Here is a 21,526-nt window from a genome sequence, read left to right as displayed (position 1 = left end):
TTAGAAAGGGGTGGAAACATGAACAAGAATGAACTCGTGTCCGCAGTTGCCGAAAAGGCAGGACTCTCGAAGACCGATGCTGCTTCCGCAGTTGACGCAGTTTTCGAAGTTGTCCAGGCTGAACTCAAGGGCAAGGGCGACGTTCGCCTCGCTGGTTTCGGTAGCTTCACCGTTTCCCATCGCGCAGCCACCAAGGGCCGCAACCCGTCCACCGGCGCTGAAGTCGATATCCCGGCTCGCAACGTGCCGAAGTTCACGCCCGGCAAGGGCCTGAAGGATGCCGTCAACGGCTGATTGGATTTGACTTGGCTGCCGGACAACGAGGCCGGCGGCACAGGTTTTAGAGGGTTCGGCGCAAGCTGGACCCTTTTCGCGTTTTTATGACCTTGCTGATCTTGCGACTTTGTTTTACGCCATTGATGTTCTCAGGGCGGGGTGAAAGTCCCCACCGGCGGTAAGAGCATCTGCTTGAGCCCGCGAGCGCTTTTCCGGCCACGTCGGAAAGGGTCAGCAGATCCGGTGCAATTCCGGAGCCGACGGTCATAGTCCGGATGAAAGAGAATGAACGTCGTTTGATCGCGAAGGCCGATGCCGACGCGTGATATCGGCGCTCATGCGTCCTGATTTGTGTTGGTCCCTTGTTTCGGATGAATGACATGAATCAGACTTCCCCATTGACCGCTTCCAAGTCGCGCGCGCTTGCCGGCGCCGGCTGGATGGTACTTGCAGGGATCGCTTTCGCGATCCTCAACGTCATCACGCAGTGGCTGACGATGAAGCTGGCGTTTCCCTCCGCATCAGCCGCTTTCTGGCAATATGCATTCGCTTTGCTGTTCTCCCTGCCGTTCCTGAAAAAGGTCGGCCTTTCCGCCATGCGGACCAGTTACCCCTGGCGCCACGCCGTTCGCGTTGCCCTGGCCTCCTTCGGCGTGCTGGCCTGGGTTGCGGGGCTCGCGTCTGTCCAGATCTGGCAGGCGATCGCACTGGTGATGACGTCTCCCTTCTTCATCATCCTCGGCGCCCGGCTGTTTCTTGGCGAACGTGTTGGAACCGCCCGTTGGGCAGCGACCGCAGTCGGTTTCATAGGCGCGATGATCATCCTGCAGCCGTGGTCGGATGCCTTTACCTGGGCTGCCCTGCTGCCGATACTCTCCGCGTTGCTGTGGGGAGCCTCGTCCCTGATCACCAAGAGCCTCACCGGGATCGAGCGCCCAGAGACGATCACCGTCTGGCTGCTGGTCTTGCTGACGCCGATCAATGGTGGCCTGGCGCTTGCCGCGGATTTCGCCATCCCGACCGGCATGACCCTCGTGCTCTTCGTTCTGGCTGGCCTGTTGACCGTCATGGCGCAGTATTTCCTGACGCTCGCCTACACCGTGGCCGACGCCACTTACGTGCAGCCGTTCGATGATCTCAAGCTGCCCCTGAACGTACTGGCCGGCTGGCTGTTCTTCGGTTACGCGCCGGCGGGCTACCTCTGGCTCGGTGCTTTCCTGATCCTCGGCGCCTCTATCTTCATCATGCAAAATGAAATGAAGCGGGAGCGGGCGGGCGGCTGATCCACAGCTGACCAGCGGGCGGTCACGCATATGTTATCGCCCGTTCCGGAAGCCGACAGAAATGTCATATCGTTGTGATCTCACCCCCCTAGGCGGAGTGCGTTTCTTATAGCGCCAATGGGGGTATCCATAGTGAAGACGATTTTTTCCACCGCAGCAGCCTTGCTTTTGACCGCAGGTATCGCAGCCGCTGCAGACTATGTTTCCTATCTCGATTTTCCGCAGCCGAAGGATGACAGCAAGGAGTTCTTCACGGCGATCGAGATCCCGCAGGGAAGCATCATCAAGTACGAGATCGACGCCGATACCGGCCACATCGTCGTTGACCGCTTCCAGTCGATGCCGGTGGCCTATCCGGCCAACTATGGCTCGATCACCAGCTCGCTCGGCGGTGACGGTGATCCGCTCGACGCGATCGTCTACACACGCGAACCGGTCGCTCCCGGCGCAATCATCCGGGTGCGCGCGATCGGTGTGCTGAAGATGATCGACGGTGGCGAGGTCGACGACAAGATTGTTGCCGTGCCGACGACCGACATCGATCCGACCTACGACAAGGTCAAGGAAATCACCGATCTTCCGGAGATCGAGCAGGAGCGCCTGCAGGCCTTCTTCCGCGTCTACAAGCAGCTTCCGGCAAAGCGCAAGGTCGTCGAGCTGAACGGCTTTGAAAATGCCGAGAAGGCGCAGTCGGAAGTCGCCACCGCCATCAAGGCCTATGCCGACAAGAAGTAATTCGAGCCGCACGCTCAAAGAAATGGCCGGGTTTTGCCCGGCCATTTTTGTATCTACCAGCGCTGATGCACGTGCGGCCCGATCAGCCGCTCGTAGATCTCGCGGGTGGCATCCATGACGTCCTGCGAAAGCGGCGCAAGGCTGGCCGCGGCCGCGTTGGCTTTGGCCTGCTCGGCATTGCGAGCGCCGGGGATCACGACGGTGACGGCGTCGCTCATCAGGATCCAGCGAAGCGCGAATGCGGCCATGGAGGCGCCGGCCGGAACCAGCTTGCGCACTTCCTCGACGGCTTGAAGGCCAACCTCGAAAGGCACACCGGCAAACGTTTCGCCGACGTCGAAGGCTTCGCCGTGACGGTTGAAGTTGCGGTGGTCGTCGCTCGCGAACGTCGTTTCCCGGTTGATCTTGCCGGAGAGAAGGCCGCTTGCCAGCGGCACGCGGGCGATGACGGCGATGTTCTTGCGGCGCGCTTCCTGGAAGAACAGATGATCCGGTCGCTGGCGGAAGATATTGTAGATGATCTGGATGCTGACGACGCCGGGATATTCGATCGCCTTCAACGCTTCCTCGACCTTTTCAACGCTGACGCCGTAGCCCCGGATCTTGCCGGCCTTCTGCAGTTCGTTCAGCCCTTCGAAGACTTCGGGACGATAAAGGACCTCTGTCGGCGGGCAGTGCAGCTGAACCAGATCCAGACTGTCGACGCGCAGGTTCTTGAGGCTACGATCGATGAAGCTTTCGAGGTTGGCCTTGGTGTAGCCATCGGCCACATGCGGATCGAGCCGGCGACCGGCTTTGGTCGCCACCATCGGGCGCTCGCCGCCACGGCTTTCAAGCACATCGGCGATGATCTTTTCCGAACGCCCGTCACCATAGACGTCTGCCGTGTCGATGAAGGTCATGCCGGCATCGAGGGCGGCGTTGAGCGCTGCGCGTCCGTCCGCTTCCGTGACATCGCCCCAGGCGCCGCCGATCTGCCATGCGCCAAAACCGATGTTGGTGACAGTATGGGGCAGATGGCCGAATGAATGTTGCTTCATGAAAATCCTCCACGTGATCAAGTGTTCCCGGCACTAGCAGCGAGCCGGGCAGGGGGCAAGCGTCGGGGCAGAAGATAGGGCGGCCAGCGGGTCGCGTCGCATCTATTTTATGGAGAGCCTTGGCCGTCCCAGGCGTCCTGTCCCTTGGACGGTGGCGATCTATATCCTACGATCGGACGATAACGTTGAGTTCAATTCGCAAGGGAGCGTGCAGTGGAGATCAAACCCGTCGGAAGCAGGCCTTCGATGAAGGCGCCTGCCGAATACTTCACCGGTGCCGTGCGTCAGGACCCACTGATGGATACCCCCGAGCCGGCACGGGTCAGGGCCGTCAGCGTGACTTTCGAGCCGGGCGCCCGCACCGCATGGCACACCCACCCATTGGGGCAAACGCTGATCATCACATCAGGCAAGGGCCTGGCGCAAAGCTGGGGCGGCCCGCTTCAGGAAATCCGCGCCGGCGACTCCGTGTGGTTCGCGCCTGGTGAAAAGCATTGGCACGGCGCCGCGCCGGATACTGCCATGACCCATATCGCCATCCACGAGGCCCTGGATGGCAAGGCCGCTGACTGGATGGAACAAGTCAGCGACGAGCAATATGCGGGAAAGGCCTGAGGCGGTTCAGAGCCGCTTCAGGCAATAGGAAAAGTGAGCGTGCGATTCGACCGTCAGGAACTCGAATTGCCAGCCATAGTCCTTGCAGAATTTCGTGACGGCCTCGACCACGCCGTAAACGATCGGCTTGACCGTGTTGCCGGTGCAGAAATCATGGCCGGCAATCCGGCCGGTCCGTTTGACCTTCTTCTCGCAGAGCAGAAGCTCCTGCCATGTCAGTTCGAACGAGTGGTCGGTGTCGATATAGGCCCAATCGAGAAAGTCGTCTTCGAACTCGGCAAGCTTTTCGAGCGACGTGCCCTGCATCAGGTGCAGCTGGCCGCTATCGATCTGCTGCTTGAACTGGGTATGGATCTGGTCGAGGCCGGAGCTGTAGCGATCCATGCTCCACGGATCGATGAGATAAAGTTGCGCCGGGCGATTCTTCTCCAGAATCTCGGCGGTGTACTCGCCGAATGCCGCCCCGACCTCGACGCCGATGCCGCCATTCGGAATGCGATAGAGCAATTCGCCGCGATCCGGCAGCAGCCGCGCATTTTCCATGTGATGGGCAGCAAGCTGCGTCCTCGGCATGCTCGCCCTTTGTGCCTGCCGTTCTTCGCGTGTTTTCATGATGATATCTCGGATGATGATGCCTGTGGGCTCCCCGCCGGCGCGGCCGGAAGCAAGATGCTCATATAGCCAACCGGGCGGCCGCTTGGCTACCCCATGGGCCGTCATGGGTGGGTGAGGCGGAAGATGCGAGCGCCGCGTTACACTTCCGGTTCCCACCGTTTGGCGCCAGGGCGCAACAGCGAGAGAAAATGCAGGCCCTTTTAGATTCCCTTTCAGATCGTTGCTCTAGCATTCCAGAAGGTGTGTCCTTCATCGCGAAATTATCGAAAGGAAAGAAGGCGGTCCTCGTCAACTAGGGAAGCTCGTTTATTCGTACTCTCGCGTCGGCAAGCCTCCAGCGAGGCCATTCGCCCAGCACCGGCTACGAATCGGCGAGCAGGTAAGATGCACCACGCGCAAGAGAAGGCGAATCTCTCTTCATCGCGCTGCGTTTCCGAGGCTCATTTTTCCAACCACTTCGCCCCTACTCGAATATCGCTGTTCTATCAACCGCGTACAGCCAACTGGCAGTCCTGTAGGGGTGTTGCTCTCCGGGCCGTTCGGTACAGCGGCTTCGGTGCGTATTGCTGACGAAGCGGTGGGTGCGGATTTCCATTGACGTCGTCGTGGCTGCAGAGTTCGATATGAAGCGACATGGGTGAGGGCGCGCGATGGACTACCAAGAAATCGGTGAGCGTCGGAGACAGCTGCGTATAGACGGCTTTGCGACACTTGCAGATGTTGGCTTTGATGGGGACTGGGTAAGCCCCTACCAGATATCATCTCGGTCTAAGACCGGTCCCGTGCTGCTTGCGCTGCACTGGCTGGATGTGCCGTCAATCACCCAACATCATGCAATCTTGACCAAGCTCGGGTTCCTCCCCGGCATTCTCTTCAACAAGGTCTTAGGCCAAGCCCTCGTTGAGTCGGGTCTCACCCGCTCACACATCTACGTCACTCAGGCATTTCATTTACTGCCCAAGGAACAGCGATCGGAAGGCATTTCGCGCGCCAATGTGGATATCTCGTTCGACCAAGTTACACGGCACGAGCTTTCGGGGAGACGTGTTATCGCTCTCGGAGGCGTCGCCACGGCAGCATGTCGGCGGCACGGTATTTCTCACACCGTCGTTTGCCACCCAAGCGCAAGGGGGCGCACGATATCGGACAAGGCGTTGGAAATCGGCAGAGCCCTCGCTGGGTAGGAGGGGGACAACACATCGCGTCGCCCGGGGGCATGACGCTTCGGTATTGAAATATGCGGCCAAAAAGGGAGGAAAATGGTGGGCGATGAGAGACTCGAACTCCCGACATCCTCGGTGTAAACGAGGCGCTCTACCAACTGAGCTAATCGCCCGCTCGCTGTGCGGATCATGTCCGCCGCGTCGGTGGCCGTGATCTATGCGGATCGCGGACAAACCGCAAGAGTGTTTGTGAAGATTTTTTGATTTTTTTGAAGGCGGATCGTCATTTGCCTTGGTTGTGCGCGGATTCTGCCTGTGGAAAAAAACCGGCCGCGACGACGGTCGGTTGATGCGGCAGCCAAAATCGATGCGAGGGGCCCCTTATATAGAAGGGGAGCGATTCATCTCGTTTTTCGTCTCCCACAAACAATTCGCAAACTGTCATCGTTTTGTCTCCAAACCTGCTTGACACTCAAATGCGAACCCCTTAGTTAGCCGCTCATCGAAGCGGCAATGCTGCTTTGACAAGGATGCGAAAGCCTCCGGATTGCTTGAAATGAATGCGGGTGTAGCTCAGTCGGTTAGAGTGCCGGCCTGTCACGCCGGAGGTCGCGGGTTCGAGCCCCGTCACTCGCGCCATTTCAATGCAGATGCTGAAAGGCATCGTCCGGCAAGCTTGGTGTCTGTTATGCGCGGGTGTAGCTCAGTCGGTTAGAGTGCCGGCCTGTCACGCCGGAGGTCGCGGGTTCGAGCCCCGTCACTCGCGCCATTTCTTTCTTCAGGAAATGTTCTCCAATACATCAAGGTTCCGGGCTTTCTTGCCCCGGCCTTTATTGACTTTTGCCGCATGCGGTCGACCGATTTCCCTGTCTGTTTCCGCGATAAGCCATGCAATATCGGATGGGCTGGCATGCGCCTGAATCAACTTCTGTGGATTTGTCGCGACATCATTGCATCTGCTTGGTAAAGTCGCGCGTCGACTATTCGAATTGACCCTCTAAAAGTCTTGCGCCGTGGCTCTGGCTGCGCTAACCACGGCGTTGTTGCAACGCACGTTCGCTTGCCGGGCAAATGCCCATTCGCGCCTCCCGGCGCAGCCGGCAAGCAGGGATGAACCTGATGACTGGACTGCTCAGTTCCTATATTCCGATCGCCATTTTCATTGCTATCGCCCTTGTAATCGGCCTGTCGCTGCTCATTGCGCCGTTCGCCGTTGCCTACAAGGCGCCTGATTCGGAAAAGCTTTCGGCTTTTGAATGCGGCTTCAACGCATTCGACGACGCTCGCATGAAGTTCGATATCCGCTTCTATCTGGTGTCGATTCTCTTCATCATCTTCGACCTCGAAGTCGCCTTCCTCTTCCCTTGGGCCGTTTCGTTCGGCGCGATCGGCTGGTTCGGCTTCTGGTCCATGATGGTCTTCCTTGGCGTGCTGACCATCGGCTTTATTTATGAATGGAAAAAGGGAGCCCTGGAATGGGAGTAGCCCCAAGCGACAAGGCGCTCGTTGCGCCGCATCCGAAAGGCGTGATCGACCCGGCTACGGGCAAGCCGATCGGCAACGACAGCGCCTTCTTCGGTGAGATCAACGATGAATTGGCTGACAAGGGCTTTCTCGTTACCTCCACGCGCGATCTGATCACCTGGGCCCGTACGGGCTCGTTGATGTGGATGCAGTTCGGTCTGGCCTGCTGCGCCGTCGAAGGCCTGATGCAGGTCTCCGGTCCGCGTTATGACATGGAGCGCTTCGGTGTTGCTCCGCGCGCTTCGCCGCGCCAGTCCGACGTCATGATCGTTGCCGGTACGCTGACCAACAAGATGGCGCCCGCGCTTCGCAAGGTCTATGACCAGATGCCTGAGCCGCGTTACGTCATCTCGATGGGCTCCTGCGCAAACGGCGGTGGCTACTATCACTATTCTTATTCGGTCGTGCGTGGTTGCGACCGTGTCGTTCCTGTCGATATCTACGTGCCGGGCTGTCCCCCCACGGCAGAAGCGCTGCTCTACGGGGTGCTGCTTCTGCAGAAGAAGATCCGTCGAACCGGAACGATTGAGCGCTAAGGGCGGAGGACTGTCATGAGTGAAGCCTTGAGCGAACTGTCCTCGTATCTCCGCGAGATGCGTGGCGACCTCTTTCTTGATGCATCCATCAGCTACGACGAGCTGAACGTAACTGCTACGCCGGAAACGATTCTGGCGCTGCTGACGTTCCTGCGTGACGACGCCCGTTGCGGCTTCATCAGCATGATCGATATCTGCGGCGTCGACTGGCCGCAGCGTGAGAAGCGTTTCGATGTCGTGTATCACCTCCTGTCGCCGAAGCAGAACCTGCGCATCCGCGTGAAGGTTGCTGTCGCCGATGGTGAGTCGGTTCCATCAGCTACATCAGTCTACATGGGTGCTGAGTGGTTCGAGCGTGAAGCCTGGGACATGTACGGCATTCCGTTCTCCGGCCATGCCGACCTCCGCCGCATCCTCACTGACTACGGCTTTGAAGGTCATCCGCTCCGCAAGGACTTCCCGACGACAGGTTACGTCGAGGTGCGTTATGACGATGCCGCCAAGCGCGTCGTCTACGAACCCGTCGAGCTGAAGCAGGAATTCCGCAATTTCGATTTCACGTCCCCGTGGGAAGGCACCGACTACGTACTTCCGGGAGACGAGAAGGCTGCGAATTGAGATGAGGCTCGACTGTCTTGAAGCCTCTCTGTTCGCCGTCTCATGCCAATTGCCAGCGCGGAGCGCGTCGCTATGACTGAACATAACGTTCGCAACTTTACGATCAACTTCGGACCGGAGCACCCGTCCGCGCACGGCGTGCTGCGTCTCGTGCTTGAACTCGATGGCGAAATCATCGAGCGCGTCGATCCGCATATCGGTCTGCTGCACCGCGGCACCGAGAAGCTGATCGAATCGAAGACCTATCTTCAGGCTGTTCCTTATTTCGATCGTCTCGACTACGTCGCGCCGATGAACCAGGAACACGCTTTCGCGCTCGCCGTCGAAAAGATGCTGAAGCTCGAAATTCCGATTCGCGGTCAGCTGATTCGAGTTCTGTACTCCGAAATTGGCCGAATCTTGTCGCACATCATGAACGTGACGACACAGGCCATGGACGTCGGGGCGATGACGCCGCCGGTCTGGGGCTTCGAAGAGCGCGAAAAGCTGATGGTGTTCTACGAGCGTGCCTGCGGCGCGCGTATGCACTCGGCCTATTTCCGTCCGGGTGGCGTCCACCAGGACATCCCGCCGGAGCTTGTCGAGGATATCGGCAAGTGGTGCGATCCATTCCTCAAGATCCTCGATGATATCGAAGGCCTTCTGACCGATAACCGCATCTTCAAGCAGCGTAACGTCGATATCGGCGTCGTGTCGCTGGCTGATGCCTGGTCCTGGGGCTTCTCGGGCGTGATGGTTCGCGGTTCCGGCGCTGCCTGGGACCTGCGTCGCTCGCAGCCTTACGAGTGCTACAACGATCTGGAATTCGACATTGCGATCGGCAAGAATGGCGACTGCTACGACCGTTACCTGATCCGGATGATCGAGATGCGCCAGTCGGTTCGCATCATGAAGCAGTGCGTCGAGCGCCTGATGGGCAGCGCCAAGACCGGTCCGGTCTCGTCGATCGACGGTAAGGTCGTTCCGCCGAAGCGCGGCGAGATGAAGCGGTCGATGGAAGCGCTCATCCATCACTTCAAGCTCTATACAGAAGGCTACCACGTTCCGGCCGGCGAAGTGTACGCCGCCGTCGAAGCGCCGAAGGGCGAGTTCGGCGTCTATGTCGTCTCCGATGGCAGCAACAAGCCGTACCGCTGCAAGATCCGCGCCCCGGGCTACGCCCATCTGCAGGCGATGGACTTCCTCTGCAAGGGTCACATGCTTGCGGACGTGACGGCTGTTCTCGGTTCGCTCGACATCGTGTTCGGTGAGGTAGACCGCTGATGCGTTTGCTGCCGCTCGTCTCCATCGTTCTTCTCTCGGCTTCCGGAGCATTCGCTCAGGAAGCCGGTGGGCTTGGCCTCAAGCTGGGTCAGGAAGCACCGACGGCGCCGGCAGCAAAGACCTCGATGGGCGACCTGTTGTCCAAGGGGTATGAAATCAAGGCCGCCGTTCCAAACGGCGGCAAGTTCGTTGTGTTTTTGCAAAAAGACCAGTCGGCCTATGCTTGCGAGATGAAGTCTCTGACCGCCTCGCAGTGTGGCGCCCTAAACTGACAAGGCGTGAGGAAGAATGTCCGTTCGTCGATTAGCCGAAGATCAATTCCAGCCAGCCGCGTTCGCCTTCAATGACGAGAACGCAGCCTGGGCGGATAAGACGATCCAGAAATATCCCGCAGGCCGTCAGCAATCCGCGGTCATTCCGCTGTTGATGCGGGCGCAGGAGCAGGATGGTTGGGTTACGCGTGCAGCGATCGAGAAGGTCGCCGACATGCTCGACATGGCCTATATCCGCGTCCTCGAGGTCGCGACATTCTACACCCAGTTCCAGCTGGCTCCTGTGGGAACGCGTGCGCACATCCAGGTTTGCGGCACCACGCCCTGCATGCTGCGTGGTTCGGAAGGTCTGATGTCGGTCTGCAAGAGCAAGATCCACCATCATCCCTTCGAACGGAATGCTGAAGGCACGCTGTCCTGGGAAGAAGTCGAATGTCTCGGGGCCTGCGTCAATGCACCGATGGTCATGATCGGCAAGGACACTTACGAGGATCTGACACCAGAGCGTCTGGGTGAGATCATCGACACGTTTGAAGCAGGCAACGGCGCGAGCATCACGCCCGGCCCGCAGATTGATCGTCATTTCTCGTCGCCCGAAGGCGGCCCGACGAGCCTGACCGACGAAGAGCCGAAGAAGAAGGCATCCGCCAAGAAGGTTGTTGCAGAAGCAGCAACCGCCAAGGTTGACGCTGCGCCCGTTCCTCCGTCCGAAGCGGCTCGTCCGAAGAGCACCGACGCCGAAACCAACGCGGCCCTGAAGACGCCTGCTACGGCGCCCAAGGCTGCCGCGAAGAACGTCAAGGCGGTCGAAGAACAGGCTGCGGCTGACGCCGGCAAGCCTTCGCTGAGCGACAAGAATCGTCCGGCGGGCATCGAGAAGCCGGCCACTCCTGACGATCTGAAGTTGATCTCCGGCGTTGGCCCGAAGATCGAGGGTACGCTCCACGAACTCGGCATCTTCACCTTCGCGCAAGTCGCGGGTTGGAAGAAGGCGGAGCGCGAATGGGTCGACGGCTACCTGAATTTCAAGGGTCGCATCGAGCGTGACGACTGGGTCAAGCAGGCCAAGGCGCTCGCCAAGGGCGGCGAAGCGGAATATATCAAGGTCTTCGGTAAGAAGCCGCGGTAAGAGGTGAAGCATGTTACAAGATAAAGACCGCATCTTTACCAATATCTACGGCCTCAAGGACAAGTCCCTGAAGGGCGCGATGAGCCGCGGCCACTGGGACGGCACCAAGCAGATTCTCGAAAAGGGTCGCGACTGGATCATCAACGAGATGAAGGCCTCTGGTCTTCGCGGTCGTGGCGGCGCAGGCTTCCCGACGGGTCTCAAGTGGTCCTTCATGCCGAAGGGATCGGATGGTCGTCCGCACTATCTCGTCGTCAACGCCGACGAGTCGGAGCCGGGCACCTGCAAGGACCGCGATATCATGCGCCACGATCCGCATACGCTGATCGAAGGCTGCGTGATCGCCAGCTTCGCCATGGGCGCGAATGCTGCCTACATCTACGTCCGTGGTGAATACATCCGCGAGCGCGAAGCCCTCCAGGCCGCGATCGACGAGTGCTACGACTACGGTCTGCTCGGCAAGAGCAACAAGCTCGGCTATCCGATGGACATCTATGTCCACCATGGCGCGGGTGCTTACATCTGCGGCGAAGAAACAGCACTTCTCGAAAGCCTCGAAGGCAAGAAGGGCCAGCCGCGCCTCAAGCCGCCATTCCCGGCCAACATGGGTCTCTACGGCTGCCCGACGACCGTCAACAACGTCGAGTCGATCGCCGTTGCTCCGACGATCCTGCGTCGTGGTGCTGGCTGGTTCTCCTCGCTCGGTCGCCCGAACAACGTCGGCACGAAGCTGTTCATGCTCTCCGGTCACGTCAACAAGCCGTGCACCGTCGAAGAAGAAATGGGCATCACCTTCCGTGAACTCGTCGACAAGCACGCCGGCGGTATCCGCGGTGGTTGGGACAACCTGCTCGCGGTCATCCCGGGCGGCGCATCGTGCCCGATCGTTCCGGCCAAGGACATGATCGATGTCCCGATGGACTTTGACGGTCTGCGTTCGGTTGGTTCGTCCTTCGGTACGGCAGCCTCGATCGTCATGGACAAGTCCACCGACGTCATCAAGGCGATCGCCCGTATCTCGGCCTTCTTCAAGCATGAGAGCTGCGGCCAGTGCACGCCGTGCCGCGAAGGCACGGGCTGGATGTGGCGCGTCATGGAGCGCATGGCCAAGGGCAATGCCCAGAAGCGCGAAATCGACATGCTGTTCCAGGTCACGAAGCAGATCGAAGGCCACACCATCTGTGCGCTCGGCGACGCTGCTGCATGGCCGGTGCAGGGTCTGATCCGTAACTTCCGCCACGAGATCGAAGCGCGTATCGACCAGTACACGGCGAGCGCGATGGATCACGGTGCGGTTCTCGAGGCAGCAGAGTAAGGCTGATGACGAAGGCGTCCGACAGCACGAAGAAGGAAGGAGCGGCTGATTTTTCGGCCGACTTCGGCCGTCTTGCTGCCGAGATGCTGGAAAACGCCCGGGCCCTGCCGCTGCCGCCGCTGATGATCAATCCGGCTGCGGCGATGGCCGCAGCGACGGCGATCGGTTTCGGCTTTTCCACGCAGATGGCCGGTGCGTTCCTCGGAGCCCTCCAGGGCGCTGTGGAAGCGTCAAACCAGCTGGCCGCTGTGCTCGATGAGACGCCGCCGGATGAGTCTAAGCCGGAAGTGGACGTGAAGCCTGAGAACATTCGCCCAGCACCGGTAAAGACCGCGCCAGGCAAGGTCGAACTTGCCGTTGCTCCGGCTCCGAAGCCGGTCGCGAAGGCGAAGGTCGCGCCACGGACGCGGAAAGCCGATGATCTCAAGCAGATCTCGGGGATCGGTCCGAAGCTTGAGCAGGTTCTTAACGCCAAGGGGATACGCACCTTCGCGGATCTCGCGGCATGGTCGGACGAGGACATCGCGCGGATCGACGCTGAGCTCGGCTTTGAAGGCCGTATCGCGCGGGACGGCTGGGTTGCTCAAGCAAAGGCGCTATCGGCGAAGGGCCGGAAGCGGACGTAATTTTTCGGCCGAATGACTTGGCCGAAGTGAAGTCGAGGCAGAACGACGGACAGGCATGGCCTGGTGTTGCAGATGCCGAATGCCGGTCTCGGGTCTCGGGAGCGGAAACAGAATTTGGACGATACCGGTGCTAGCGGGCGCAAAAATCCGGCCTGGCAGTGGAAACGTTGCAAAATAGATTTGTTTGCCGCCATCCGGCAAACGGAAAACAGGACTGAGTGACGATGGCAAAACTGAAGATTGACGGTAACGAGATCGAAGTCCCGGATCATTACACCCTCATTCAGGCGTGTGAAGAAGCCGGTGCTGAAGTTCCGCGCTTCTGCTTCCACGAGCGCCTTTCGGTTGCCGGCAACTGCCGCATGTGCCTCGTCGAGGTCAAGGGTGGTCCGCCGAAGCCGCAGGCATCTTGCGCCATGGGCGTACGCGATATCCGTGGCGGCCCGAACGGCGAGCTGCCTGAAGTGTTCACCAATACGCCGATGGTCAAGAAGGCCCGCGAAGGCGTGATGGAGTTCCTGCTCATCAATCATCCGCTGGATTGCCCGATCTGCGACCAGGGTGGCGAATGCGACCTGCAGGACCAGGCAATGGCCTTCGGCATCGACAGCTCGCGCTATCAGGAAGACAAGCGCGCCGTGGAAGACAAGTACATTGGACCGCTCGTCAAGACCGTGATGAACCGCTGCATTCACTGCACGCGTTGCGTTCGCTTCACGACCGAAGTGGCCGGCATTGCCGAACTCGGCCTGATCGGCCGCGGCGAGGATGCCGAGATCACCACCTATCTCGAGCAGGCGATGACCTCCGAACTGCAGGGCAACGTCGTTGACCTTTGCCCGGTCGGTGCGCTCACCTCCAAGCCTTTCGCTTTCACGGCGCGTCCGTGGGAACTGAACAAGACCGAATCGATCGACGTCATGGACGCGCTCGGTTCGGCGATCCGCGTCGATACCCGTGGCCGCGAAGTCATGCGCGTCCTGCCGCGCGTCAACGACCAGATCAACGAAGAGTGGATCTCCGACAAGAGCCGCTTCATCTGGGACGGCCTGAAGACACAGCGCCTCGACAAGCCATACGTCCGCAAGGACGGTCGCCTTCAGCCTGCGACCTGGGGTGAAGCTTTCGGCGCGATCAAGGCGGCCGTTTCAGCGACCTCGGGCGACAAGATCGGCGCGATCGCCGGTGACCTCGCTTCCGTCGAAGAAATGTATGCGCTTTCCGAACTGGTGAAGTCGCTGGGCTCCGAGAACCTCGACTGTCGTCAGGATGGGACGGCACTCGATCCGTCGCTCGGTCGTGCAAGCTACGTCTTCAACCCGACGATCGAAGGCATCGAGCAGGCTGACGCGCTGCTGATCATCGGCTCCAACCCGCGCTTCGAAGCTGCTATCCTCAACGCTCGCATCCGCAAGCGCTGGCGTCGTGGCAACTTCCCGATCGGCGTGATCGGTGAGGGCGGCGAGCTTCGCTACAACTACGAATACCTCGGCTCCGGCCCGGACACCCTGAAGGATCTCGTCGACGGCAACCATGCCTTCGCAAAGGTTCTGACGGACGCCAAGAAGCCGCTCATCATCATCGGCCAGGGCGCTCTGTCGCGCAGCGATGGCGCTGGCGTTCTCGCAAGTGTTGCCAAGCTCGCCGGCAATGTCGGCGCGGTTGTCGAAGGATGGAACGGCTTCGCAGTACTGCACACCGCAGCATCGCGCGTTGGCGGTCTCGACCTCGGCTTCGTGCCTGGCGCCAAGGGCGTCGGCGCGGCTGAAATGCTGACTGCGATGGACGTGCTCTTCCTGCTCGGCGCGGACGAACTGAACTTCTCGGCGAAGAAGGCCAAGCTCACGGTCTACATCGGCTCGCACGGTGACGAAGGCGCACAGAACGCTGACGTCATCCTGCCGGCAGCCGCCTACACCGAAAAGTCCGGTATCTGGGTCAACACCGAAGGCCGCGTTCAGATGGGCAACCGCGCAGGCTTTGCTCCTGGCGACGCTCGCGAAGACTGGGCGATCATTCGTGCGCTTTCCGACGTGCTCGGCAAGAAGCTGCCGTTCGATTCACTGAACCAGTTGCGCGCCAAGCTCTATGCGGCATTCCCGCATTTCGCAGCGCTCGACGAGATTGCCGAAAGCGACAGCGCCAAAATTGCCGCAGTTGCGAAAAAAGCCGGCAAGATGAACAAATCCGGGTTTGCGTCGCCTGTGAAAGACTTCTATTTGACGAACCCAATCGCGCGCGCGTCGGCTGTCATGGCCGAGTGCTCGGCATTGGCCCGCAACAACTTTAAAGTCGCGGCAGAGTAAGGGCAGGGGACTATGGAATCGTTTGTTTCAACTTATGTCTTGCCCGGCCTTCTCATGGTCGGTCAGTCGCTTCTCGTCCTCGTCTGCCTCCTCGTCTTCATCGCCTACATTCTGCTGGCCGACCGTAAGATCTGGGCAGCAGTTCAGCTCCGTCGTGGTCCGAATGTGGTGGGTCCGTGGGGACTTTTCCAGTCCTTTGCCGACCTTTTGAAGTTCGTCTTCAAGGAGCCGATCATTCCGGCCGGGGCTGACAAGGCGGTTTTCCTTCTGGCGCCGCTGGTTACCGTGCTTCTGGCGCTGTCGACCTGGGCTGTCGTGCCCTTCGCTGATGGCTGGGTTATCTCGAACATCAACGTCGGTATCCTCTACATCTTCGCGATCTCGTCGCTCGAAGTGTATGGCGTCATCATGGGCGGCTGGGCTTCGAACTCGAAGTATCCGTTCCTCGGCGCGCTTCGCTCTGCAGCACAGATGGTGTCCTACGAAGTCTCGATCGGTTTCGTCATCGTTACCGTCCTGCTTTGCGTTGGCTCGCTGAACCTGACGGATATCGTTCACGCTCAGCAGAGCGGCATCGGAACGCGCCTCGGCCTGCCGGCTTCCTTCCTGGATTGGCATTGGCTCGCCCTGTTCCCGATGTTCATCATCTTCTTCATTTCGGCGCTTGCTGAAACGAACCGTCCGCCCTTCGACCTTCCGGAAGCTGAATCCGAACTCGTCGCCGGCTTCATGGTCGAGTACGGCTCCGCGCTCTACATGATGTTCATGCTCGGCGAATACGCGGCCATCGTTCTGATGTGCTCGCTGACGACGATCCTGTTCCTCGGGGGCTGGCTGCCGCCGGTCGACGTGTGGTTCCTGAACTGGGTTCCGGGCATCATCTGGTTCATGCTGAAGTCGTGCCTGGTGTTCTTCATGTTCGCGATGGTGAAGGCATTCGTGCCGCGCTACCGCTACGACCAGCTCATGCGCCTCGGCTGGAAGGTCTTCCTTCCGCTGTCGCTGGCCATGGTCGTTATCGTTGCATTCGTGCTGAAGCTGATGGGTTCGTGATTATGTCGGCCCTCGTTTCAAGCAATTTTGGAGGTTGAAGATGGCAGGCTTGTCCAACGCTGTCAGCTCGCTGTTCCTGAAGGAATTCGCCAGTGCGTTCTGGCTGACCTTCCGGTACATTTTTAAGCAGAAGGCAACGGTCAACTATCCGTTCGAAAAGGGACCGGTCAGCCCGCGCTTCCGCGGCGAACATGCCCTGCGTCGTTATCCCAACGGCGAAGAGCGCTGCATCGCCTGCAAGCTGTGCGAGGCGATCTGTCCTGCACAGGCGATCACCATCGAAGCTGGCCCGCGCCGCAACGATGGCACGCGCCGCACGGTTCGTTACGACATCGACATGGTGAAGTGCATCTACTGCGGCTTCTGCCAGGAGGCATGCCCGGTCGATGCGATCGTCGAAGGCCCGAATTTCGAATTTGCGACGGAAACACGCGAAGAGCTCTACTTCGACAAGCAGAAGCTCCTCGACAACGGCGACCGCTGGGAGCGCGAAATTGCGCGCAACATCGCGCTGGACGCACCGTACCGTTGATCGAAATTGAAATGCCGGGATGCCGCGCCTGACGCGGCTTCCGGTCAACATGCACCGGAGCTTTGCTGGATCCCTCCTTGCGAAGCTTCATCGGGCAGGGAAACTCCCGGCTGCCCGGGGGAAGATGAAAAAGGCACCAACATGGGTCTGCAGGCTCTATTTTTCTATCTTTTCGCCTTTATCGCGATAGCGTCGGCGTTCATGGTTATCTGGTCGAAGAACCCTGTTCATTCGGTTCTCTTCCTGATCCTGGTTTTCTTCAATGCGGCGGGCCTGTTCCTGCTGCTCGGCGCCGAATTCCTCGCGATGATCCTGCTGGTCGTTTATGTCGGGGCCGTGGCCGTTCTCTTCCTTTTCGTGGTCATGATGCTCGACATCGACTTCACGGAGCTGCGGGCCGGCGTTCTCGAATATGCGCCGATCGGCGCGCTGATCGGGGTGATCCTCGCAGCCGAGCTGATCGTCGTGGTCGGCGGCAGCGTGATTTCGCCTGAGATCGCGAAGTCCGTGGCGATGCCGATCCCGGCCATCACCGACCGGACCAACACCGCGGCGCTCGGCGATGTGCTCTACACCAATTACGTCTACTTCTTCGAAATCGCCGGTTTGGTGCTTCTGGTCGCGATGATCGGGGCGATCGTGCTGACGCTCAAGCATCGCACGCACGTCAAGCGGCAGAACATTGCGAACCAGGTTGCCCGCAATCCGAAGACCGCCGTCGAGGTGGTGACGGTGAAGCCGGGGCAGGGGCTTTGAGGCAGGCGCGAGCTTAAGGAAACAACACAATGGTCATCGGACTTTCCCATTACCTGACGGTCAGCGCCATCCTCTTCACGCTCGGCGTCTTCGGTATCTTCCTCAACCGGAAGAACATCATCGTTATCCTGATGTCGATCGAGCTCATTCTGCTCGCGGTCAACATCAACATGGTCGCCTTCTCGTCGTTCCTGAACGACATCGTCGGCCAGGTCTTTGCATTGTTCATTCTGACCGTCGCTGCTGCTGAAGCGGCCATCGGTCTCGCAATTCTCGTCGTCTTCTACCGCAACCGCGGCTCCATCGCCGTGGAAGACGTCAATATGATGAAGGGCTGATAAGGCTATGTTTTTATATAAGGCTATCGTCTTTCTTCCCCTGATTGGCGCGATCATCGCCGGCCTTTTCGGCCGCGCGATCGGCGCCAAGGCATCGGAATTCGTCACCACCGGTTTGATGATCGTCGCGGCAGTTCTGTCGTGGTACGTTTTCATCACCGTCGGCATGGGCCACCACGAAGGCGGTCCGATCAAGGTTGAAGTTCTGCGCTGGATCCAGTCCGGCGGTATCGACGTCTCCTGGGCGCTGCGTATCGACACGCTGACCTCGGTCATGCTGATCGTCGTCAACTCGGTTTCGACCCTCGTTCACGTCTACTCGATCGGGTACATGCATCATGACCCGCATCGTCCGCGCTTTTTCGCCTATCTGTCGCTCTTCACCTTCGCGATGTTGATGCTCATCACGTCCGATAACCTTGCCCAGATGTTCTTCGGCTGGGAAGGCGTCGGTCTGGCTTCGTATCTGCTCATCGGTTTCTGGTTCAAGAAGCCGTCGGCCAATGCTGCTGCCATGAAGGCCTTCATCGTCAACCGCGTTGGCGACTTCGGCTTCATCCTCGGCATCGCGAGCGTCTTCGTTCTCTTCGGCGCGATCAACTTCGACACCATCTTCGCCAACGCTCCGAGCTTCGCTGCGACTGAGGCTGGAGGCCAGGGTGGCGAGATCGTTCTCAACCTCTTCGGCATGCACCTCGACAAGGCGCACGCACTGACCGGCGCCTGCCTGCTGCTTTTCATGGGCGCGATGGGTAAGTCGGCACAGTTCCTGCTGCACACCTGGCTGCCGGACGCCATGGAAGGCCCGACGCCTGTTTCGGCGCTCATCCATGCCGCTACCATGGTCACCGCCGGCGTCTTCCTCGTCGCCCGCATGTCGCCGCTGTTTGAACTGTCGCCCGATGCGCTGACTGTCGTCACCATCATCGGCGCCATCACCGCCTTCTTCGCGGCAACCGTCGGCCTCGTGCAGAACGACATCAAGCGCGTCATCGCTTATTCGACCTGTTCGCAGCTCGGCTACATGTTCGTCGCACTCGGCGTCGGCGCCTATGGCGCGGCCATTTTCCACCTCTTCACGCACGCCTTCTTCAAGGCACTGCTGTTCCTTTGCGCCGGCTCGGTCATCCACGCCGTCGATGGCGAGCAGGACATGCGTCACATGGGTGGTCTGCGTCCGCACATCAAGGTCACCTTCTACATGATGCTGATCGGTACCCTCGCCATCACCGGCGTCGGCATTCCGTTCACGCCGTTCGGCTTTGCCGGCTTCTTCTCGAAGGACGTCATCATCGAGGCTGCCTATGCATCGCATTCGCCGGTTGCCGGCTTTGCCTTCGCGATGCTGGTGATCGCTGCTCTGTTCACGAGCTTCTATTCCTGGCGCCTGATGTTCATGACCTTCTTCAACAAGCCGCGCGCTTCGCACGAGGTCATGCACCACGTTCACGAGTCGCCGCAGGTCATGCTTGTGCCGCTCTACCTCCTGGCGATCGGCGCAGTCTTCGCAGGCTGGTTCTTCGAAGGCCACTTCTACGGCGAAGAGTACGCCGAGTTCTGGAAGGGCGCTCTCTTCACCTCGAAGGAAAACGAACTGCTGGAACACTTCCATCACGTTCCGGCCCTGGTTGGTCTCAGCCCCTTCATTGCGATGATCGTCGGCTTCGTCACCGCCTGGTACATGTACATCAAGTCGCCGTCGACGCCGCGTGTCCTCGCGCAGCAGCATCGCGTCCTGTACAACTTCCTTCTGAACAAGTGGTACTTCGACGAGCTGTATGACTTCCTCTTCGTTCGCTCGGCAAAGGCGCTTGGCCGCTTCCTCTGGAAGAAGGGTGACGTCGGTGTCATCGACACCTACGGCCCGAACGGCATCGCTGCCCGCGTCGTCGATGTCACCAACCGCGTCGTGCGCCTGCAGAGCGGTTACCTCTATCACTACGCGTTCGCCATGCTGATCGGCGTTGCAGCGCTCGTTACCTGGATGATGCTCGGGAGTGCCCTCTGATGACCGATTGGCCTATTCTTTCCACGGTCACCTTTCTGCCGCTCGTCGGCGTGGTGCTCCTGCTGCTTATGAATGAGAACGGCCCGAACGGCCGCCGCAACGTGCTCAACATCTCGTTGCTCACGACCGTGGTGACCTTCATCGTGTCGCTGTTCATCTGGATCGGTTTCGACAATGCGAACCCGGGCTTCCAGATGATCGAGAAGCACGGCTGGCTCGGCACCGGTATCAGCTACCACATGGGCGTCGATGGCATTTCCATGCTCTTCGTCATCCTGTCGACCTTCCTCATGCCCTTCTGCGTGCTCGCCAGCTGGTTTTCGGTGGAGAAGCGCCTGAAGGAATACATGATCGCCTTCCTGATGCTTGAGATCATGATGGTCGGCGTCTTCGTGTCGCTCGATATCGTTCTCTTCTACGTGTTCTTCGAAGCCGGCCTTATCCCGATGTTCCTGATCATCGGCGTCTGGGGTGGCAAGGATCGCGTTTACGCCAGCTACAAGTTCTTCCTCTACACGCTGCTCGGCTCGGTGCTGATGCTGCTCGCCATCATGGCTATGTACTGGCAGGCCGGCACGACGGATATTCAGGCGCTGCTCGCCTACAAGTTCCCGCCACAGATGCAGACCTGGCTATGGCTTGCCTTCTTCGCCTCGTTTGCAGTGAAGATGCCGATGTGGCCGGTTCACACCTGGCTTCCCGACGCGCACGTTCAGGCGCCGACGGCAGGCTCGGTTATCCTGGCAGGCGTGCTCCTGAAGCTCGGCGGCTACGGCTTGATCCGCTTCTCGATCGGCATGTTCCCGGTTGCGTCCGATTTCTTTGCGCCGCTCGTCTTCGCAATGTCGGTCATCGCCATCATCTACACCTCGCTGGTGGCGCTGATGCAGGACGATATCAAGAAGCTGATCGCCTATTCCTCCGTGGCCCACATGGGCTACGTGACGATGGGTATATTCGCGGCCAACGCGCAGGGTCTGCAGGGCTCGATCTTCCAGATGCTGTCGCACGGTATCGTCTCCGGCGCGCTCTTCCTCTGCGTCGGCGTTGTCTACGACCGCACCCATACCCGCGAGATCGCGGCCTATGGCGGTCTGGTCAACAACATGCCGAAGTATGCCGTTGCGATGATGGTCTTCACCATGGCGAACGTCGGCCTTCCCGGCACGTCGGGATTCATCGGCGAATTCCTGACGCTGATCGGTGTCTTCCGCGTCAACAGCTGGGTTGCGCTGTTTGCCGCGACGGGTGTCATCCTGTCGGCTGCCTACGCGCTCTGGCTCTATCGTCGCGTGATTTTCGGGGCACTGGAGAAGGAGAAGCTCAAGGCTCTCCTCGACCTTTCGCCGCGCGAACAGCTGATCCTCTATCCGATGATCGCACTGACAATCTTCTTCGGCGTCTATCCGGCTCCTGTTTTCGACGTGACGGCTGCGTCTGTTGATCAACTGGTGCATAGCTATTCGGCCGCAGTCCAGGCAGCGCAGGATGTTGCGCTGTCCATGAAATGATGACGGGACTTT

22 protein-coding genes, 3 tRNA genes and 1 riboswitch are annotated in these 21,526 nt (G+C 59.6%); of the genes, 22 read left to right on the top strand and 3 right to left on the bottom strand.

The window, feature by feature from the left end:
• The first annotated feature begins 18 nt into the window (after window positions 1-18).
• The 3 genes from hupB to QTL94_RS05130 all read left to right on the top strand — a co-directional run bounded on the left by hupB (window position 19) and on the right by QTL94_RS05130 (window position 2,294).
• Window positions 19-294 carry a DNA-binding protein HupB gene (gene hupB / locus QTL94_RS05140; RefSeq protein ID WP_007531759.1) on the top strand — a complete coding sequence of 92 codons (276 nt, stop codon included), beginning with the start codon at window positions 19-21 and terminating at the stop codon, window positions 292-294.
• A 123-nt stretch (window positions 295-417) separates the two neighbouring features.
• Window positions 418-567: riboswitch (FMN riboswitch) on the top strand.
• 89 nt (window positions 568-656) lie between these two features.
• Entirely contained in the window at window positions 657-1,559 is a 903-nt protein-coding gene (locus QTL94_RS05135) for a DMT family transporter (RefSeq protein WP_289800807.1), read from the top strand.
• Window positions 1,560-1,691: 132 nt separating this feature from the next.
• Window positions 1,692-2,294: an inorganic diphosphatase gene (locus tag QTL94_RS05130; protein ID WP_083199678.1), complete on the top strand. Its 603-nt coding sequence runs from the start codon at window positions 1,692-1,694 to the stop codon at window positions 2,292-2,294.
• Window positions 2,295-2,347: 53 nt separating this feature from the next.
• On the opposite strand, the gene QTL94_RS05125 is transcribed toward QTL94_RS05130, so the two are convergent.
• On the bottom strand, window positions 2,348-3,334 hold the full coding sequence (locus QTL94_RS05125; protein WP_289800806.1) for an aldo/keto reductase: 987 nt from the start codon (window positions 3,332-3,334) through the stop codon (window positions 2,348-2,350).
• Window positions 3,335-3,547: 213 nt separating this feature from the next.
• Here QTL94_RS05125 and QTL94_RS05120 point away from each other — a divergent pair, with 213 nt between their 5' ends.
• Entirely contained in the window at window positions 3,548-3,949 is a 402-nt protein-coding gene (locus tag QTL94_RS05120; protein ID WP_502944104.1) for a (R)-mandelonitrile lyase, read from the top strand.
• A gap of 6 nt (window positions 3,950-3,955) precedes the next feature.
• Here QTL94_RS05120 and QTL94_RS05115 read toward each other — a convergent pair whose 3' ends face one another.
• A complete protein-coding gene (locus QTL94_RS05115; RefSeq protein ID WP_065694366.1) occupies window positions 3,956-4,561 on the bottom strand; it encodes a class I SAM-dependent methyltransferase in 606 nt (201 codons plus the stop codon).
• A 653-nt stretch (window positions 4,562-5,214) separates the two neighbouring features.
• On the opposite strand from QTL94_RS05115, the gene QTL94_RS05110 reads away from it, so the two are divergent.
• Window positions 5,215-5,748 (top strand): hypothetical protein, encoded by a 534-nt coding sequence (locus QTL94_RS05110; protein ID WP_289800805.1) that lies wholly within the window; start codon window positions 5,215-5,217, stop codon window positions 5,746-5,748.
• 76 nt (window positions 5,749-5,824) lie between these two features.
• Here the strand turns inward: QTL94_RS05110 and QTL94_RS05105 are convergent.
• Window positions 5,825-5,900, bottom strand: a tRNA-Val gene (locus tag QTL94_RS05105).
• A gap of 389 nt (window positions 5,901-6,289) precedes the next feature.
• Here QTL94_RS05105 and QTL94_RS05100 point away from each other — a divergent pair.
• The 17 genes from QTL94_RS05100 (at window position 6,290) to QTL94_RS05020 (ending at window position 21,514) form a co-directional block, all read left to right on the top strand.
• Window positions 6,290-6,366, top strand: a tRNA-Asp gene (locus QTL94_RS05100).
• A 53-nt stretch (window positions 6,367-6,419) separates the two neighbouring features.
• Window positions 6,420-6,496 (top strand) — tRNA-Asp (locus tag QTL94_RS05095).
• 350 nt (window positions 6,497-6,846) lie between these two features.
• A complete protein-coding gene (locus QTL94_RS05090; protein WP_056537832.1) occupies window positions 6,847-7,212 on the top strand; it encodes an NADH-quinone oxidoreductase subunit A in 366 nt (121 codons plus the stop codon).
• Window positions 7,203-7,787, top strand: coding sequence for a NuoB/complex I 20 kDa subunit family protein (locus QTL94_RS05085; protein ID WP_056537784.1), 585 nt, complete (start codon window positions 7,203-7,205; stop codon window positions 7,785-7,787). Before QTL94_RS05090 ends, QTL94_RS05085 begins: the two co-directional genes overlap by 10 nt.
• A gap of 15 nt (window positions 7,788-7,802) precedes the next feature.
• Window positions 7,803-8,405 (top strand): NADH-quinone oxidoreductase subunit C, encoded by a 603-nt coding sequence (locus tag QTL94_RS05080; protein WP_289800804.1) that lies wholly within the window; start codon window positions 7,803-7,805, stop codon window positions 8,403-8,405.
• Between the two features lie 72 nt (window positions 8,406-8,477).
• Window positions 8,478-9,668 (top strand): NADH-quinone oxidoreductase subunit D, encoded by a 1,191-nt coding sequence (locus QTL94_RS05075; protein WP_289800803.1) that lies wholly within the window; start codon window positions 8,478-8,480, stop codon window positions 9,666-9,668.
• Window positions 9,668-9,940, top strand: a complete 273-nt coding sequence (locus tag QTL94_RS05070; RefSeq protein ID WP_289800802.1) for a hypothetical protein — start codon at window positions 9,668-9,670, stop codon at window positions 9,938-9,940. Before QTL94_RS05075 ends, QTL94_RS05070 begins: the two co-directional genes overlap by 1 nt.
• A 16-nt stretch (window positions 9,941-9,956) precedes the next feature.
• Window positions 9,957-11,069: an NADH-quinone oxidoreductase subunit E gene (locus tag QTL94_RS05065; protein ID WP_289800801.1), complete on the top strand. Its 1,113-nt coding sequence runs from the start codon at window positions 9,957-9,959 to the stop codon at window positions 11,067-11,069.
• Between the two features lie 10 nt (window positions 11,070-11,079).
• Window positions 11,080-12,384: an NADH-quinone oxidoreductase subunit NuoF gene (nuoF, locus tag QTL94_RS05060; RefSeq protein ID WP_289800800.1), complete on the top strand. Its 1,305-nt coding sequence runs from the start codon at window positions 11,080-11,082 to the stop codon at window positions 12,382-12,384.
• A 2-nt stretch (window positions 12,385-12,386) separates the two neighbouring features.
• The gene (locus QTL94_RS05055) at window positions 12,387-13,010 is read left to right on the top strand and encodes a helix-hairpin-helix domain-containing protein (protein WP_141684049.1); all 624 of its coding nucleotides are present in this window, start codon (window positions 12,387-12,389) and stop codon (window positions 13,008-13,010) included.
• A 224-nt stretch (window positions 13,011-13,234) separates the two neighbouring features.
• A complete protein-coding gene (gene nuoG / locus QTL94_RS05050; protein WP_065694128.1) occupies window positions 13,235-15,316 on the top strand; it encodes an NADH-quinone oxidoreductase subunit NuoG in 2,082 nt (693 codons plus the stop codon).
• A gap of 12 nt (window positions 15,317-15,328) precedes the next feature.
• A complete protein-coding gene (gene nuoH / locus QTL94_RS05045; RefSeq protein ID WP_065694129.1) occupies window positions 15,329-16,369 on the top strand; it encodes an NADH-quinone oxidoreductase subunit NuoH in 1,041 nt (346 codons plus the stop codon).
• Between the two features lie 40 nt (window positions 16,370-16,409).
• Entirely contained in the window at window positions 16,410-16,901 is a 492-nt protein-coding gene (nuoI, locus tag QTL94_RS05040) for an NADH-quinone oxidoreductase subunit NuoI (RefSeq protein WP_065694130.1), read from the top strand.
• Window positions 16,902-17,042: 141 nt separating this feature from the next.
• The gene (locus tag QTL94_RS05035; RefSeq protein ID WP_065694131.1) at window positions 17,043-17,657 is read left to right on the top strand and encodes an NADH-quinone oxidoreductase subunit J; all 615 of its coding nucleotides are present in this window, start codon (window positions 17,043-17,045) and stop codon (window positions 17,655-17,657) included.
• Between the two features lie 29 nt (window positions 17,658-17,686).
• A complete protein-coding gene (nuoK, locus tag QTL94_RS05030) occupies window positions 17,687-17,995 on the top strand; it encodes an NADH-quinone oxidoreductase subunit NuoK (RefSeq protein WP_018900202.1) in 309 nt (102 codons plus the stop codon).
• 7 nt (window positions 17,996-18,002) lie between these two features.
• Entirely contained in the window at window positions 18,003-20,003 is a 2,001-nt protein-coding gene (nuoL, locus tag QTL94_RS05025) for an NADH-quinone oxidoreductase subunit L (RefSeq protein WP_065694132.1), read from the top strand.
• Window positions 20,003-21,514 carry an NADH-quinone oxidoreductase subunit M gene (locus tag QTL94_RS05020; protein ID WP_065694133.1) on the top strand — a complete coding sequence of 504 codons (1,512 nt, stop codon included), beginning with the start codon at window positions 20,003-20,005 and terminating at the stop codon, window positions 21,512-21,514. The genes nuoL and QTL94_RS05020 overlap by 1 nt, the downstream gene beginning before the upstream one ends.
• Window positions 21,515-21,526 lie beyond the last annotated feature (12 nt).

Source organism: Rhizobium sp. S96, assembly GCF_030382195.1.
Taxonomy (GTDB): domain Bacteria; phylum Pseudomonadota; class Alphaproteobacteria; order Rhizobiales; family Rhizobiaceae; genus Rhizobium.
This window is presented reverse-complemented; position numbering and strand designations above follow the sequence as displayed.

Bases quoted from the DNA above. Each gene is read 5' to 3' on its own strand.
- hupB (WP_007531759.1), top strand. From the start codon at position 19: ATGAACAAGAATGAACTCGTGTCCGCAGTTGCCGAAAAGGCAGGACTC.
- QTL94_RS05135 (WP_289800807.1), top strand. From the start codon at position 657: ATGAATCAGACTTCCCCATTGACCGCTTCCAAGTCGCGCGCGCTTGCC.
- QTL94_RS05125 (WP_289800806.1), bottom strand. From the start codon at position 3,334: ATGAAGCAACATTCATTCGGCCATCTGCCCCATACTGTCACCAACATC.
- QTL94_RS05115 (WP_065694366.1), bottom strand. From the start codon at position 4,561: ATGAAAACACGCGAAGAACGGCAGGCACAAAGGGCGAGCATGCCGAGG.
- QTL94_RS05110 (WP_289800805.1), top strand. From the start codon at position 5,215: ATGGACTACCAAGAAATCGGTGAGCGTCGGAGACAGCTGCGTATAGAC.
- QTL94_RS05090 (WP_056537832.1), top strand. From the start codon at position 6,847: ATGACTGGACTGCTCAGTTCCTATATTCCGATCGCCATTTTCATTGCT.
- QTL94_RS05085 (WP_056537784.1), top strand. From the start codon at position 7,203: ATGGGAGTAGCCCCAAGCGACAAGGCGCTCGTTGCGCCGCATCCGAAA.
- QTL94_RS05080 (WP_289800804.1), top strand. From the start codon at position 7,803: ATGAGTGAAGCCTTGAGCGAACTGTCCTCGTATCTCCGCGAGATGCGT.
- QTL94_RS05075 (WP_289800803.1), top strand. From the start codon at position 8,478: ATGACTGAACATAACGTTCGCAACTTTACGATCAACTTCGGACCGGAG.
- QTL94_RS05070 (WP_289800802.1), top strand. From the start codon at position 9,668: ATGCGTTTGCTGCCGCTCGTCTCCATCGTTCTTCTCTCGGCTTCCGGA.
- QTL94_RS05065 (WP_289800801.1), top strand. From the start codon at position 9,957: ATGTCCGTTCGTCGATTAGCCGAAGATCAATTCCAGCCAGCCGCGTTC.
- nuoF (WP_289800800.1), top strand. From the start codon at position 11,080: ATGTTACAAGATAAAGACCGCATCTTTACCAATATCTACGGCCTCAAG.
- nuoG (WP_065694128.1), top strand. From the start codon at position 13,235: ATGGCAAAACTGAAGATTGACGGTAACGAGATCGAAGTCCCGGATCAT.
- nuoH (WP_065694129.1), top strand. From the start codon at position 15,329: ATGGAATCGTTTGTTTCAACTTATGTCTTGCCCGGCCTTCTCATGGTC.
- nuoI (WP_065694130.1), top strand. From the start codon at position 16,410: ATGGCAGGCTTGTCCAACGCTGTCAGCTCGCTGTTCCTGAAGGAATTC.
- QTL94_RS05035 (WP_065694131.1), top strand. From the start codon at position 17,043: ATGGGTCTGCAGGCTCTATTTTTCTATCTTTTCGCCTTTATCGCGATA.
- nuoK (WP_018900202.1), top strand. From the start codon at position 17,687: ATGGTCATCGGACTTTCCCATTACCTGACGGTCAGCGCCATCCTCTTC.
- nuoL (WP_065694132.1), top strand. From the start codon at position 18,003: ATGTTTTTATATAAGGCTATCGTCTTTCTTCCCCTGATTGGCGCGATC.
- QTL94_RS05020 (WP_065694133.1), top strand. From the start codon at position 20,003: ATGACCGATTGGCCTATTCTTTCCACGGTCACCTTTCTGCCGCTCGTC.